The 14,913-nt window shown below is 58.7% G+C and carries 13 protein-coding genes; 8 read left to right on the top strand and 5 right to left on the bottom strand.

The window, feature by feature from the left end; translation table 11 throughout:
* The first annotated feature begins 246 nt into the window (after positions 1 to 246).
* Positions 247 to 1,008 (top strand): NAD kinase, encoded by a 762-nt coding sequence (locus GOW04_RS07375; protein ID WP_253282455.1) that lies wholly within the window; start codon positions 247 to 249, stop codon positions 1,006 to 1,008.
* Positions 1,009 to 1,248: 240 nt separating this feature from the next.
* Here GOW04_RS07375 and GOW04_RS07370 read toward each other — a convergent pair whose 3' ends face one another.
* From GOW04_RS07370 to GOW04_RS07355, 4 genes are all read right to left on the bottom strand, one after another.
* A complete protein-coding gene (locus GOW04_RS07370; protein WP_171232002.1) occupies positions 1,249 to 2,700 on the bottom strand; it encodes an amidase family protein in 1,452 nt (483 codons plus the stop codon).
* 90 nt (positions 2,701 to 2,790) lie between these two features.
* Entirely contained in the window at positions 2,791 to 4,680 is a 1,890-nt protein-coding gene (gene prpE, locus GOW04_RS07365) for a propionate-CoA ligase PrpE (protein WP_171232001.1), read from the bottom strand.
* A gap of 10 nt (positions 4,681 to 4,690) precedes the next feature.
* Positions 4,691 to 4,921, bottom strand: coding sequence for a hypothetical protein (locus GOW04_RS07360; RefSeq protein ID WP_171232000.1), 231 nt, complete (start codon positions 4,919 to 4,921; stop codon positions 4,691 to 4,693).
* Positions 4,922 to 5,046: 125 nt separating this feature from the next.
* Complete coding sequence (locus GOW04_RS07355; protein WP_171231999.1) at positions 5,047 to 7,320, bottom strand: NADP-dependent malic enzyme; 2,274 nt, start codon at positions 7,318 to 7,320, stop codon at positions 5,047 to 5,049.
* Positions 7,321 to 7,504: 184 nt separating this feature from the next.
* Between GOW04_RS07355 and GOW04_RS07350 the strand changes: the two genes are divergently transcribed.
* The 7 genes from GOW04_RS07350 to upp all read left to right on the top strand — a co-directional run bounded on the left by GOW04_RS07350 (position 7,505) and on the right by upp (position 13,892).
* Complete coding sequence (locus GOW04_RS07350; protein WP_171231998.1) at positions 7,505 to 8,209, top strand: hypothetical protein; 705 nt, start codon at positions 7,505 to 7,507, stop codon at positions 8,207 to 8,209.
* Positions 8,172 to 9,275 (top strand): cupin domain-containing protein, encoded by a 1,104-nt coding sequence (locus tag GOW04_RS07345; RefSeq protein ID WP_171231997.1) that lies wholly within the window; start codon positions 8,172 to 8,174, stop codon positions 9,273 to 9,275. The genes GOW04_RS07350 and GOW04_RS07345 overlap by 38 nt, the downstream gene beginning before the upstream one ends.
* Positions 9,276 to 9,343: 68 nt before the next feature.
* The gene (locus tag GOW04_RS07340; RefSeq protein ID WP_171206635.1) at positions 9,344 to 9,760 is read left to right on the top strand and encodes a cytidine deaminase; all 417 of its coding nucleotides are present in this window, start codon (positions 9,344 to 9,346) and stop codon (positions 9,758 to 9,760) included.
* Between the two features lie 4 nt (positions 9,761 to 9,764).
* A complete protein-coding gene (locus GOW04_RS07335) occupies positions 9,765 to 11,072 on the top strand; it encodes a thymidine phosphorylase (RefSeq protein ID WP_171232054.1) in 1,308 nt (435 codons plus the stop codon).
* Positions 11,069 to 12,280 carry a phosphopentomutase gene (locus GOW04_RS07330; protein ID WP_171231996.1) on the top strand — a complete coding sequence of 404 codons (1,212 nt, stop codon included), beginning with the start codon at positions 11,069 to 11,071 and terminating at the stop codon, positions 12,278 to 12,280. The genes GOW04_RS07335 and GOW04_RS07330 overlap by 4 nt, the downstream gene beginning before the upstream one ends.
* A complete protein-coding gene (locus tag GOW04_RS07325) occupies positions 12,277 to 13,263 on the top strand; it encodes an adenosine deaminase (protein ID WP_171231995.1) in 987 nt (328 codons plus the stop codon). The genes GOW04_RS07330 and GOW04_RS07325 overlap by 4 nt, the downstream gene beginning before the upstream one ends.
* A complete protein-coding gene (upp, locus tag GOW04_RS07320) occupies positions 13,260 to 13,892 on the top strand; it encodes a uracil phosphoribosyltransferase (protein WP_152457415.1) in 633 nt (210 codons plus the stop codon). Before GOW04_RS07325 ends, upp begins: the two co-directional genes overlap by 4 nt.
* 6 nt (positions 13,893 to 13,898) lie before the next feature.
* Here upp and GOW04_RS07315 read toward each other — a convergent pair whose 3' ends face one another.
* Positions 13,899 to 14,912 (bottom strand): hypothetical protein, encoded by a 1,014-nt coding sequence (locus tag GOW04_RS07315; RefSeq protein WP_171231994.1) that lies wholly within the window; start codon positions 14,910 to 14,912, stop codon positions 13,899 to 13,901.
* Position 14,913 lies beyond the last annotated feature (1 nt).

Here is a 14,913-nt window from a genome sequence, read left to right as displayed (position 1 = left end):
GATCGAGCCAAAAAGCTCGGGATCACGATCAGAAAGGGACTGGGTGAAAAATCCGGTATCACGAAGATTGGCGTTCATGGGCGCTCCACATGGCTGGGTAAAAATCTTGCGGATTTCCTATCGGAAACGCCACATTTGCAAAAGGCTTAAAGCGACGATTTGGCCCGCTGCGGCGTCAAGACTGGCCTATCGGGGAAAGGTATGTTTGTTTCGGAACCAAATGTGCAGCACCGGAAACCGGAAAACATGAAAAAAAGAATCGCCTTTCTTGCCAGTGAGGTCAAAGTGGCGCAAACGGCCCGGGATGCTCTGGTGTCCAAACACGGTAATGCGGCGCCCCGCGACGCAGATGTTGTGGTTGCTCTTGGGGGGGATGGCTTCATGTTGCATACCCTTCACAACATGCAGCATCTTGATACACCGGTATACGGGATGAACCGTGGCACAATCGGGTTCCTGATGAACGAGTATCACGAAGACGACCTGATGGCCCGCCTGGAGGATGCTGAGGAAGAGGTCATCAATCCGCTGGCGATGCGGGCGATGGATCAGTCCGGAAAGCTGCACGAGGCGTTGGCGATCAACGAAGTGTCATTGTTGCGGGCAGGCCCGCAGGCCGCGCGGCTGAAGATCAGCGTTGATGGCCGCGAGCGAATGGATGAACTTGTATGCGATGGAGCGCTGCTGTCCACAGCGGCGGGGTCCACGGCGTATAACTACTCGGCACACGGGCCTATTCTGCCGATTGGTTCGGACGTTCTCGCGTTGACCCCAATCGCCGCATTCCGCCCCCGCCGGTGGCGTGGTGCCTTGCTGCCAAAAATCGCGAAGGTACGGTTCGATGTGCTGGATGCGGACAAGCGACCCGTTATCGTTGCCGCTGATTCCGTAGCTTTCCCAGACATTGACTGGGTCGAAATCCGGTCCGAGCCTACGATTTCACATCGCATTCTTTTCGACCCCGGGCACGGTTTGGAAGAACGACTGATTTCCGAGCAATTCACATAAATTTGCGTCTCTGCGAGGATTTTTTGAAACTGTGTGAAGCAGTTCACAGGGAATCTTTTGGCAATTGGCTAATGTGAAATTGCCCGGAGAACACGCCAAGGTGGGAGTGAGTGGCCACCTGAACGGCGTATTCGAATGATTGCGCAGATTTTGCGCTGGCGAGGGTGGGTGGTGCTACGCTCGTCATCAGAAATCCGGGCTTATTTTAGCAGTCGGGCCCCGGGTACAATGTCCCGGGGTCTATTTTTTGCAGCCGCCCAGCAACTCTGACTTTTCCCAAAGCGGCAGGCACATTTGCCCCACGCGTGCCTCGATTGCCGCGGCCGCATCCACCGCCAGGTCTTCGCGCCAACGCTGTGCGGCAATCTGAACATTGATCGGCTGGGGGCCCTTAGGCAATTCAGCCAGCCGGGCCGGGACACATGCCGCAGGCAGGCCCAGAAAGTTCATCGCATAGGAATAAACGGCGCACCCCAGAACCTCATGCACTCCATCGGCGCCTTCGGTGTCCCGGTCAGGTTTGAAGAACGGTTGTGGCAGGAAAGGCGACAGCACCAAAGGGTAATCCTGCATAAACAGGGACCATTCCCGCGCATAGTGGCTTCGCTTGGCCAGCATCTGAACCATCTCGGTTTCGACAATAGGCGGGAATTCCTGGAAATAGACCGCAAAGATATTCTGAATGGTTTTCGAACCGGCAGCTTCGATATCCGACTGCATGAGCGTGAGCACCTCGCCCATCAGCGTACGGTAACCGATCCGACCGCATTCAAATACATCGGGAGGGTCAATCTCTTGCACCACATAACCCGCATCGGTCAGTGCGTCCCGCGCCGTGTCGAGCGCTTTTTCCACCTCGGGGTGCAGGGCATAGCCGAATGTGTTCTTGGTGAATGCCACCTTGACGGGCGCGTCGGGATCAGGACCACGCCAGGGCATCGGCACGTGAAACGGGTCACGCGCGTCGGCGGTGATCAGGCTGGGCATGGACAGATGCAGGTCAGCGGCCGACCGGGTAATCAGGCCCTGAACTGACATCGACTGCGCCAGCAAACCGCGTTCGACCTTCTGGCTTGGGTTCCATGCCGGGACACGCCCCAGCCCGGGTTTCACCGTCACGGCTCCGTTGGCCGCCGCGGGAAAGCGCAGGCTGCCGCCGATATCGTTGCCGTGGGCCAGCGCGCCGATTCCGGCCATGACCGCGGCGCCAGCCCCACCGGAAGAGCCGCCGGGCGAGATATGCCGCCCCCAGGGGTTGTGCGTGCGGCCATACAGCGGATTGTCCGTGTCGGCGCGGAAAGAGAACTCGGGCGTGTTGGTTCGCCCGACAACAACAGCGCCGGCCTCTAGCAGATTGCTCACAACCGGGGCGTCATCCGGTGCAATCACATCCTTCAATGCGACGACACCGTTCGTTGTGGCATGGCCTTTTTGGTCAATGTTCACCTTGATCGTGACCGGCACGCCATGCAGCGGACCCGTGGGTTTGCCGCCAGCCCGCGCATTGTCAAGCGCTTCGGCACGTTCCAACGCTTGCTCGCGCAGGTCTTCCACAACCGCATTCAAATCCGGGTTGACCTCATCCATTCGCTCGATCGAGGCCCGAACCGCCTCGGTCGCACTCAGGTCGCCGCGTCTTGTCAGGGTGGTCAGGTCTGTGGCGCTGAGACGCCAGATATCGGTTTGTGTCATGGGTCCTCACTGTCTTAACGTGACAGTAGAGGGGCTGCTTCCGGTTGCAAGAGAAGACAAAAAAATGGGCGGCTAATGCCGCCCCTCGGGTTACTTGGCGTAACCGATTGTCTGCAAGGCCTCTTTGATCTCGTCGAGAATGGCTGGATCATCGATCGTTGCAGGCATTTTGTAGTCTTGACCGTCTGCAATCGACACCATCGTACCCCGCAGGATTTTACCCGAACGTGTCTTGGGCAACCTGTCGACGACGACGGCCAGTTTAAAGGCCGCCACCGGGCCGATCTTTTCCCGCACCATCTTGACGACTTCCTGAACCACGTCGCCATGATCCCGATCAGCGCCGGCATTCAGGCACAGGAACCCAACGGGCATCTGACCCTTTAGCTGATCCGATACACCGATCACCGCGCATTCGGCCACATCCGGGTGAGCGGCAAGCACTTCTTCCATCCCCCCGGTCGACAGACGGTGACCCGCGACGTTGATGACATCATCGGTGCGGGCCATGATGTAAAGATATCCGTCCTCGTCGATCATGCCGGCATCGCCGGTTTCATAATAGCCGGGGAAATGTTCAAGATAGGATTTCCTGAACCGTTCCTCGGCGTTCCACAAGGTCGGCAGGGTGCCCGGAGGCAAGGGCAGTTTGACCGCGATGGCCCCCAGTTCGCCAGCTTTCATCGGGTGGCCGCCTTCGTCGAGAATTTGCACGTCATAGCCGGGCATCGGTTTCGCGGGCGAACCCAGCTTGATCGGAAGCTCTTCGATGCCCAGCGGATTTCCGGCGATGGCCCATCCGGTTTCGGTCTGCCACCAATGGTCGATCACCGGGACCTTCAGCGCATCCTGCGCCCAGATGATGGTGTCGGGGTCAGCCCGTTCCCCCGCAAGATACAGTGCCCGCAGATGAGACAGATCATACTTGGCGATCAATTCGCCTTTGGGGTCTTCTCGTTTCACGGCACGGATCGCCGTAGGGGCGGTGAAGAAGCTTTTCACCTTATGTTCAGAGATTACGCGCCAGAAGGTTCCCGCATCAGGGGTGCCGACCGGTTTGCCTTCGAACACAATCGTCGTGTTGCCGTGGATCAGGGGTGCATAGCAGATATAGGAATGTCCAACGACCCAACCCACATCAGATGCCGCCCAGAATACATCACCGGGATCAACGTCATAGATGTTCTTCATGGTCCAGTTCAGTGCCACCAGATGCCCGGCAGTGGGGCGCACGACGCCCTTGGGCGCCCCCGTGGTGCCCGAAGTGTACAGGATGTACGCCGGATCGTTGCCGTCGACGGGAACACATTCCGCCGGTTCGACACCGTACTGGAACCCGTGCCAGTTGTAGTCGCGCCCTTCGATCAACTGAGCAACTTCCTGTTCGCGCTGAAAGATGACGCAGAAATCCGGCTTGTGCTCGGCAAGTTCGATGGCGCCGTCCAGAAGCGGCTTGTAGTGCACGACCCGGCCAGGTTCCAAACCGCAGGACGCCGCAATGACGGCTTTGGGTTTGGCGTCGTCGATACGGACCGCCAGTTCGTTGCTGGCAAATCCGCCGAACACAACGGAATGCACAGCGCCCAGACGAGCGCAGGCCAGCATCGCCTCAAGCGCCTCGGGGATCATTGGCATGTAGATGATGACGCGGTCACCTTTCTCGATGCCTTTCGCCCGCAGCGCGCCGGCAAGATTGGCCACGCGGTTGCGCAGCTCGACATATGAAATCTCGCGCTTGGTATGGGTGATCGGGCTGTCATAGATGATGGCGGTCTGCTCGCCGCGCCCGTTTTCCACGTGGCGGTCCACGGCGTTCCAGCAGGTATTGACTCGTGCGTCGCTGAACCATTCATACAAAGGCGCGTTGTCGTCGAACAGAGCTTTGCTGGGTTCTTTGACCCAATCGATCCCCTTGGCGGCGCTCATCCAGAACGCCTCGGGGTCTTTCTTCCAACTGTCATAAACGTCCTGATACGCCATCTCGTCCTCCTCACAACGACTTGGCCTTTGTGTTAGGACCCAGAAAACTATCGGGCAAGCGAGTCAAATGACGACGCGTCAGTTTATCGCAAAATATTTGCAGTAATTCGCGCAACAGCTTGCAAATTTTTGCAAACTTCTTTTCCAGCATTGGATTTTCTGCGCCAAAGAGGCTATTTTGCAAACTTGCAAACTCGACCGTGCAAAAGATCACGTCCGAGGCGACTCGGCGCAATGCCAATTCGTCCTTCTTCCGCGTGCGCTATGGCTCCCACGGAGATGCAACGGCATATAGCAGTCAAAAGGTGAGAATTGTGTTAACCGCACCCCCGTGGGGGATGCGGTTCAGGGCGTCGGGCGGTCGGCTCACCCGTAATGCGCCACCGGGGTCCCCGCGATGGCAGCCATGTTCAGCAATCCGCGTGCGGTAATGGACGGGGTGACGATGTGCGCCTTGTTGCCCATTCCCATCAGAATGGGGCCAACTTCGATCCCGTCCGCTTTCATTTTCAGGATATTGCGCACGCCGCTGGCCGCATCCGCATGAGCAAAGATCAACACATTTGCCGCGCCCTGTAGGCGAGAACCCGGAAAAATCCGCGCCCGAAGATCCGCATCAAGGGCCGCATCCAGGTTCATTTCGCCTTCATAGACAAAGTCGCGCGGTTTCTGGTCCAAGATGTCCAATGCAGCGCGCAGGCGTTTTCCCGATCCTTCCGCCTGATTGCCGAATTGCGATTGCGAACAGAATGCGATCTTGGGTTCGATCCCAAATCGGCGAACATGCCGCGCGGCGCCAATGGTGGATTCCGCCAGTTCTTCGGGCGTCGGCAATTGCCGGACATGCGTATCGGCGATGAACAGGGGGCCGTCTTCCAAAATCATCAGCGACAACGCGCCGTGCGGACGCAGGTTGCCATCGTCAAGCACCTGTTCAACATAGTTCAGATGCCAGCGATATTCGCCGAACGTGCCGCAGATCAGACTGTCAGCCTCGCCCCGATGCACCATGATCGCGCCGATGGCGGTTGTATTTGTGCGCATGATCGCCTTGGCCAGATCCGGGGTCACACCTCGGCGCTGCATGATCTGATGATACGAGTTCCAGTAATCGTAATAACGCGGATCATTTTCCGGGTTCACGATCTGGCAGTCTGTGCCCGGGCGAATGGTCAGGCCCAGTTTTTCGCATCGGGATTCGATGACTTCGGGGCGTCCGATCAGAATCGGTGTTTCCGTCGTTTCCTCAAGAATAGCCTGTGCAGCCCGCAGCACCCTTTCATCTTCGCCTTCGGCAAATACGATGCGACGGGATGCGACGGCCGCGGCCTCGAATACGGGGCGCATCAAAAGCGCCGACTTGAAAACAGACTGGTTGAGTTTTTCCTTATAGGCCTCAAGATCCCTAATGGGGCGCTTTGCGACGCCGCTTTCCATGGCTGCCTGGGCAACGGAAGATGAGACGACACCCACCAAGCGCGGATCAAAAGGTTTCGGAATCAGGTAATCCGGCCCAAAGGTCAGTTGCTCGCCCTTGTAGGCGGCTGCGGCCTCGGCGCTTGTCGTCGCGCGGGCCATTTCCGCAATGCCGTCGACGCAGGCGATCTGCATCGCGTCATTGATCTCGGTCGCGCCCACATCCAGAGCGCCCCGGAAGATAAACGGAAAGCACAATACGTTGTTGACCTGATTGGGAAAATCGCTGCGCCCGGTGGCGATGATCGCGTCCGGGGCTACCTCACGCGCGGCCTGAGGCAGAATTTCTGGCGTTGGGTTGGCCAGTGCGAAGATGATCGGACGATCGGCCATTTTCTGAACCATTTCAGGCTTCAGGACATTCGGGCCACTAAGGCCCAGAAACAGATCCGCATCGCCGATTACATCATCCAGAGTCCGCAATTCCGTTTTCTGCGCAAACTGCGACTTGTGCGGGTTCATATCCTCGGCGCGCCCCTCGTAGACGAGCCCGTGAATATCGCACAGCCAGATGTTTTCCTGTTTCACACCCAGTTTCACCAGCATGTTCAGGCAGGCAATCCCAGCAGCCCCACCGCCGGTTGATACGACTTTGATGTCCGCAAAGGATTTCCCCGCCACATGCAAAGCGTTCTTGGCCGCGGCCCCGACGACAATGGCGGTTCCGTGTTGATCGTCGTGAAAAACGGGAATGTTCATGCGCTCGCGGCACAGCTTTTCGACAATGAAACAATCCGGTGCCTTGATGTCTTCCAGGTTGATGGCCCCGAATGTCGGTTCCAGCGCGCAGACGATATCCGCCAGCTTTTCGGGATCAGGCTGGTCTACTTCGATATCAAAACAGTCAATGCCAGCGAATTTCTTGAACAGGACGGCTTTGCCCTCCATCACCGGTTTCGAGGCCAGCGCCCCGATATTGCCCAGACCAAGAACCGCGGTGCCGTTGGATACCACGGCGACAAGGTTGCCGCGCGCCGTGTACTTTTCCGCGTTTGCGGCGTCGGCTTTGATTTCAAGGCTGGCCTCGGCCACGCCGGGCGAATAGGCGCGCGCCAGATCGCGACCGTTGGCCATCGGTTTCGTGGCCTTGATCTCAAGTTTTCCGGGTTTCGGATGGGCGTGATAGTCAAGCGCGGCCTGTCGCAGGCTGGGGGTGTCAGACATTGAAGTTTCAGTTCCCTCTTAGAATTTGATTTAACATTAAACTATTCGTCCAAGCTTGGCTACGTTGCGTAATTTTGCCGACGTGGCGCAGTTGCACACCCGAAATGGGTTGAATTTTGACATATTTTTTTTACATCTAGGCAACTTTGCGAGACGAACAAACACTCAGGCAAGACAAGCAGTAATGACTTTCAAGGCAAATGATCAGGTCGATGGCCTGTTCTCCGGTTCTGTGGCGGATACCGGAGTTGTGCGGCTAACCCTTTGGTTGGCGGTGCTGTCAGGTGTTGTGCTTCTTGGTGCTGTTGGCATCTGGCCAGAACAGGCACTGGTTTTCAATCAGGAAGGCGGGTTGTTTGAAACAATTTCCGCGGCGTGTTTGTTTGCAGCGGGTGTGGCCGCTTTGTGGCGATATCCGGGTGTCACCCGGCTGTATATCGGGCTGACATTCCTGTTGTTGGCCGAGCGTGAGCTGGAAGCAGGCGTTTATCCTGAAGGCAGCTTGCCGTTCATGATCCTTGACGGTCTGGATTCGGTGCTGGACGTCACTATGGTCAGGGTCCTGCTGGCCTGCGTTGTTCTGGGCGGTGTCATCTGGCATGGGATCCCGACGGGATGGCGTGCTGTCAAGCGGCGCGCGCCTTTTATGATCGTGTTCATTGCGGCCGGCTGTCTTGCCGTCATCGCTCAGCTTTTTGAAGAATTTACCGGGCTGCACGGCGAAGCTTTGTCGTCAGTTATGAAGGCGCGGCTTTTCGTGATGGAAGAAACGCTCGAGATGTTCTTTTCGATTGGCATTTTGGCCTCTGTTCTGATCGGATGGTCAAAATCGAATTCTGACGAGACATCTCATGACAAAGACATCCGAGCCTTCCCGGACCCAAGCTGAATTTCGTTTGCCTACCCAGGAAATTCGAAACGACATCCCCTTTTATACCAAGGTATTGGGGATGCAGATGGACATGATCTATCCCGCGGACGATCCGCGCGTTGCTGTGTTTTCAGGGCACGGTCTGCGGCTGCGGATTGACAAAGACGCGCCCGAAGGTCCGGGAACATTGCGCATCCTGACAGATGACCCGGAAAGCTTTGCAGATGGCCAACGCGTTCTTGTCGCGCCGAATGGGACCCGGATCGAAATCGAAGAGCGTAACCCGCCGCTGGTGATGCCTGAAACAGTTCATTCCTTCGTGGTGCGCAGGCTCAAGGATCAGGCGCCCTGGATCATCGGTCGGGCGGGGATGCATTATCGCGATCTGGTGCCGGATCGTCTGGGCGGATCGATCATCGCCAGCCATATCCGCATCCCGGACGGGGGCCCGGTGCCCGATATGGTGCATTTTCACAAAGTCGGGTTCCAGCTGATATTCTGCATTCATGGCTGGGTGGATGTCGTTTACGAGGATCAGGGAGAGAGAATGCGCCTGACCGCAGGGGATTGCTTTATCCAGCCGCCGGAAATTCGTCATCGCGTGCTTGAGGCGTCGGACAATGTTCAGGTCATCGAGATAGGTGTGCCAGCGGAACATGTCACGGAAATCGACCATGACATGCAGCTTCCCACGCCGCATTTTCGCCCGGACCGCGAATGGCAGGGACAACGCTTTGTCTACAACCGGGCCAAGGACGCCGAATGGGTACCGTTCCGCCTTCCGGGTTACATCTGCCGCGACACGACAATTGCCGAGAACACCAAAGGGGTCGCAGGCGTCCAGGTCGTTCGCAAAGGGCAGGGCGATACCGAATGGGCCAGCCACGATACGGACATTCACTTTACCTTCGTGATGGACGGAGCGGTCACACTGGAAGGCGAAGGACGCGAGCCCTATCGGCTGGAGCAGGGAGACGCCTTTGTCATCCCGCCCGGGATGCGCACGCGCTTGTCCTCGCCCTCGGACAACATCGAGTTGCTGGAAGTCACCTTGCCCGGTACGTTCACGACAACACTGGGTTGACTGAAAAACATTGGCTGGGGGCTTCAATTCCTCGGCCTTTTTACGTAACGATCCAAATTTCTGACCAGATGATCAAAAAACGGGGAATCGCCATGTCGCTCAAAGACGCTGCCTTGTCAGTCCGCGAAAACGCCTATGCGCCTTATTCGAATTTCAAGGTTGGCGCAGCGCTTCGGGCTTCGACGGGTCAGATCTTTTCCGGGTGCAACGTTGAAAACGTGGCCTATCCCGAAGGCACTTGTGCCGAGGCCGGCGCAATCGCCGCGATGGTCGCCGCAGGAGAGCAGGAACTGACCGAGGTCTATGTGGTCGCCTCCAGCCCTCAGCCTGTGCCGCCTTGCGGTGGGTGTCGCCAGAAACTGGCCGAGTTTGGCAAGCGCGATGTGAAGGTTACCCTTGCAACCGTGGACGGCGCTGAATTCGAGACAACCATCGGGGATTTGTTGCCGGGCGCATTCGACGCGTCACATATGGAGGATGTCTGAACGCATGGATGCCCGCTCGATCATAGCAAAACTACGCAGGCAGGAAGTGCCCGGGCGCGAGGAGCTGATCTGGTTTGCGCAGGGGCTTGCGGACGGAAGCGTCAGCGACGCGCAGGCCGGGGCATTCGCCATGGCTGTCTGCATGGGCGGATTGGGCCCTCGGGGGCGTGCGGATTTGACGATTGCGATGCGCGACAGCGGTGACGTTCTGACCTGGGACGTGGACGGGCCGGTGATCGACAAGCACTCGACCGGAGGGGTCGGGGACAGCGTCAGTCTGGTTCTTGCTCCGGCGTTGGCGGAATGTGGGGCGTATGTCCCAATGATCTCGGGCCGGGGTCTTGGGCATACCGGCGGAACGCTGGACAAGTTAGAGGCGATACCGGGGGTCAGCACTCAGATTGGGCAGGACCGTCTTGCGCAGATTTTACGCGATACCGGCGCGGCCATCGTCGGGGCGACCGGCCAGATCGCGCCGGCAGACAAGCGCCTTTACGCGGTGCGGGATGTGACCGCGACGGTCGAGAGCTTGGATCTGATCACAGCGTCGATCCTGTCCAAAAAGCTGGCCGCCAGCCCGGACGCGCTGGTTCTGGATGTCAAAACCGGCAGCGGTGCTTTCATGAAAACGATGGAAGATGCCCGCAAATTGGCCACCGCATTGACCCAGACCGCAAACGCAGCAGGATGCCGCACGTCGGCGGTGATCACGGATATGAACCAACCATTGGCCCCGGCGTTGGGCAATGCCTTGGAAATCGCGGAAGTGATGAAGGTGCTGACCACGTCGAATGCGTCCCCTTTGGCAGACATTTCCGCCGAGTTGGGGGGTGTCCTGCTGACCGACGCAGGAATGTGCGGAACGGTTGAGGAAGGGCGTGAGAAGATCTTTGAAATCATCCGTAACGGCCGCGCTGCCGAACGGTTCGGGCGCATGATGGCAGCGGTCGGTGGCCCGGTTCAGTTTGTCGATACCTGGGCCCGGTTCCTGCCTGAGGCGAATGTCATCCAAGAGGTTCCGGCCCCGCAGGACGGCTTCATCTCGGCGGTCGATGGTGAAGCTCTGGGTCTTGCCGTGGTTGCGCTGGGCGGTGGTCGTCAGGTCGAAAGTGATGAGATCGACCCCGCCGTCGGGATATCCAGTATTCTTCGGCTTGGGGATCGCGTGTCAAAGGGAGCGCCGATTGCAGTGATCCATACTGCTCGGGAAGATGCCGCGCGCAGAGCCGCAGAAACCGTGCTGAGCGCGATTGAGATCAGCGATAGGGCTCCGACGCTTCCGGATCTGATCCACGAAAGGATCAGCGTATGAGCCGTGCATTTCTCGTCGTCATGGACTCCGTTGGAATAGGCGGTGCGCCTGATGCCGATCGTTTTTTCAATGGCGACGTCCCGGATAGTGGGGCAAATACGCTGGCCCATATCGCGCAGGCCTGTGCCGAAGGGCGGGCCGAAGACGGGCGCTCGGGCCCCTTGAACCTGCCGAACCTCGACGCGCTGGGTTTGGGTGCGGCTGCGCAACTGGCGTCTGGGGACGCAACCCCCGGATTGAACGCGAAACCCAATGGGCTGTGGGGCTGCGCGCGCGAGCATTCGCCCGGCAAAGACACGCCCTCGGGCCACTGGGAACTGGCAGGTCTGCCAGTGCCGTGGGATTGGCACTATTTCCCGGATACGGTTCCGGCTTTTCCCGCGGACCTGAGCCGCGCAGCGGCTCAGGCCGCCGGGACCGAAGGCATCCTTGGCGATTGCCATGCCTCGGGCACGGCGATCATCGCCGAACTGGGTGCCGAGCATATGCGAACCGGCTGGCCGATCTGCTACACCTCAGCTGACAGTGTGTTTCAGATCGCAGCCCATGAGGAGAGTTTCGGACTGGACCGTTTGCTGGACATGTGCCGCGCACTTGCACCGCGCTTGCACGAGATGAAAGTGGGCCGTGTCATTGCGCGCCCCTTTGTCGGCTCGCCAGAGGCGGGTTTTGAACGGACTGCCAACCGCAAGGATTTCGCCATTCTGCCGCCCGCACCGGTTCTGACCAATTGGGTGCAGGATGCCGAGCGGAAGGTGCACGCGGTGGGCAAGATCGGCGACATCTTTTCCATGCAGGGTATCGACACGCTGCGCAAAGGGTCGGACGCTGAACTCATGCGGCACCTTTCAGATCTGGTGGATGACGCCGAACAGGGCAGCCTGACTTTTGCCAACTTTGTTGAATTCGACAGTCTTTACGGCCACCGCCGCGATATCAGCGGTTATGCCCGAGCATTGGAATGGTTCGATCACGAGATCGGCAAGTTTCTGGCCAGGCTGCGCCCCGGCGACTTGTTGGTGTTGACCGCCGATCATGGCAATGATCCCAGCTGGACCGGGACGGATCACACACGTGAACAAGTGCCGGTTCTGATTTCCGGGTCGGGCACGGGGCAGATCGGCCAGGTAGACTTTGCCGATATCGCCGCCAGCATCGCCCATCACCTGAACGTTCCGGCGCAAGGGCCGGGAAGGAACTTTCTATGAGCGTCGCCGATCTGCCGAAAATAGAACTGCACCTGCATCACGAAGGCGCCGCCCCCCCGGCATTCATACGTCAGCTTGCGCATGAAAAACGGGTGGATCTGAGCGGTATCTTCAAGCCGGACGGATCCTATGATTTCCGCGATTTCGCGCATTTCCTGAATGTGTATGAAGCTGCTTGCGAAGTCCTGAAGACGCCCGAAGACTTTCGGCGGCTGACATTGGCCATTCTCGAAGAAAGCGCCGAAAACGGTGTCGTCTATTCTGAGACTTTTCTGAGCCCCGATTTTTGTGGCGGCGGCGACCTGCACGCCTGGCGAGACTATCTGAACGCCATTCAGGACGCGGCGGACGAGGCCGAGCGCAAGTTTGACATCACCCTGCGCGGCGTCATTACCTGTGTGCGCCATTTCGGCCCCGATCAAGCCAAGCGCAGCGCCTATTGCGCGGCAGAGACTGCGGGCGACTGGATCACCGGTTTTGGCATGGGTGGCAATGAATCCGTTGGCACTCAGGGCGATTTCAAATGGGCGTTTGACTGCGCGCGCGAGGCCGGGCTTCGCCTGACGACACATGCCGGAGAGTTCGGCGGCCCTGAAAGCGTGCGCGATGCCGTGCGCGATCTGGGGGTCGAGCGCATCGGACACGGTGTTCGCGCCCTCGAGGATCCAGACCTTGTTCGCGAACTGGTCGACCGGGACATCACTCTTGAGGTCTGTCCGGGATCGAATGTGGTTCTGGGGCTTTTCCCGGATTTTGCGACACATCCAATCGCGGCCTTGCGTGATGCGGGCGTGAAGGTCACCGTCTCAACGGATGACCCGCCATTTTTTCACACGACCATGCGACGGGAATATGAGATGTTGAACGCAGCCTTCGGCTGGGAGGCCGAAGATTTTGCGGCCCTGAACGAAACCGCCCTGGAAGCGGCCTTTTGCGATGACGCCACCCGTGCGCGGGTCAAGAAAAGACTGGAGAAAACATGAGCGAACATCTGACCATCGTCGATCACCCTCTGGTGCAACACAAACTGACGCTCATGCGGGACAAGGGCACCTCGACCGCCGTGTTCCGGCAGTTGCTGCGCGAAATAACGCTGCTGCTGGCCTATGAGGTCACGCGCGAAATTCCGTTGACCACGCGCCATATCGAAACACCGATGGAAGAAATGGATGCACCCATTCTGGCGGGCAAGAAAATGGCGCTGGTGTCGATCCTGCGTGCCGGAAACGGGATGCTGGACGGGGTGCTGGAGCTTGTTCCTTCTGCGCGCGTCGGCTTTGTCGGTCTGTATCGCGACGAAGAAACGCTGAAGCCCGTGCAGTATTACTTCAAGGCACCCGAGAGCCTGAAAGACCGTTTGGTTATCGCGGTGGATCCGATGCTGGCCACCGGCAACAGCTCGGCTGCGGCGATTGACCTGCTGAAAGAGGCGGGGGCGACGGATATCCGCTTTCTGTGCCTGTTGGCCGCGCCGGAAGGTGTGGCGCGTATGAAAGAGGCGCACCCGGATGTGCACATCGTCACTGCCGCACTGGATCGCGAGCTGAACTCGAAAGGCTATATCATGCCGGGTCTGGGCGACGCGGGCGACCGGATGTTTGGAACCAAGTAAACCGGCTTACTCACCACATATGTTTTGCAGCCGGACCCAATCACGGTCCGGCAACACCTGTTCCAGTGTCCGGCCGGCCATGGGATCAGCCTCGATCAGGCCCAATACTGACTCTCCGGTAATATCCTGAGCATAGGCGTAAGGGGTGGAAGGCAGGGCGCTTTGCGAGAACATCGCCAGCAAGTCTTCGTCCGGAAGGGAAGGTCGGGGCTGCGAGAGGACCTGTTCGGTATAGGTGTCGATGATCTCAGGTGTCAGTTCCCCGGTCGTCAACAGCCGAAAGGCCGAGGCCGCCCCGGTTCTGTCCAGCAGATCATCCAGCGGGTCGTTGAGCGCAGTCCGCGCGCGCTCTGCAACAACATAGCCTGCTGCGACAGCAGGGTCTTCGTGATCTTCAACCAGCGCCCGGTTCAACAGAACGGTGCCACCCGGCAAGCTGAGGCTGTCCTGAACGCCGGCGGGCAGAATAACGATCTGCCGTACGCCCGTACGACTGGCCAAGCGATCCAGTGAAGCCTGCGCATCCACGGAAGAACAGGCCGGTCCCGAGACGCGCTCGATCCGACGCAGGATCGTGTCTCCGATTTCCTGTCGTTTGATTTCGGGCACGACCGAGACAACATGGTTTTGCAACGCACCGGGCAGCCAAAACAACAATACGGCCAGAACCGCAGCCACGACGCCGCCGACGCTCATCCAGCGCAAACGGCCGGGATGGGGGCGCGAACGTTCGATGGCACGTTGCAGCCGATCGATCGCTTCAAGCATCGTGGTTTCGGATTCTCCCAGTTCCAGTGTCTCATCCGGATCACCGTCGGGGCAAAAAATAGCCGGAAAGGCACCGGGGTTCTGCCGTTCAAGCGCCGCCAAAGACCAATGCGTCAAAGCCCTGTCATTGAAATCGGAAATGGTTAGGGTCGCCTCGCCAATCGATACCACGACTTCGCGCCGCTGTTCATCGGGCGAAGGGCGCCACAGACCGGTGGCTTCGATCCGCTGGTACTGTTTCAGGGCCGTCATC

This window comes from Ruegeria sp. HKCCA4812 (assembly GCF_013034245.1).
GTDB lineage: Bacteria > Pseudomonadota > Alphaproteobacteria > Rhodobacterales > Rhodobacteraceae > Ruegeria.
The sequence above is the reverse complement of the archived record's forward strand: the minus strand, read 5'-3'. Positions and strand labels throughout refer to the sequence as shown.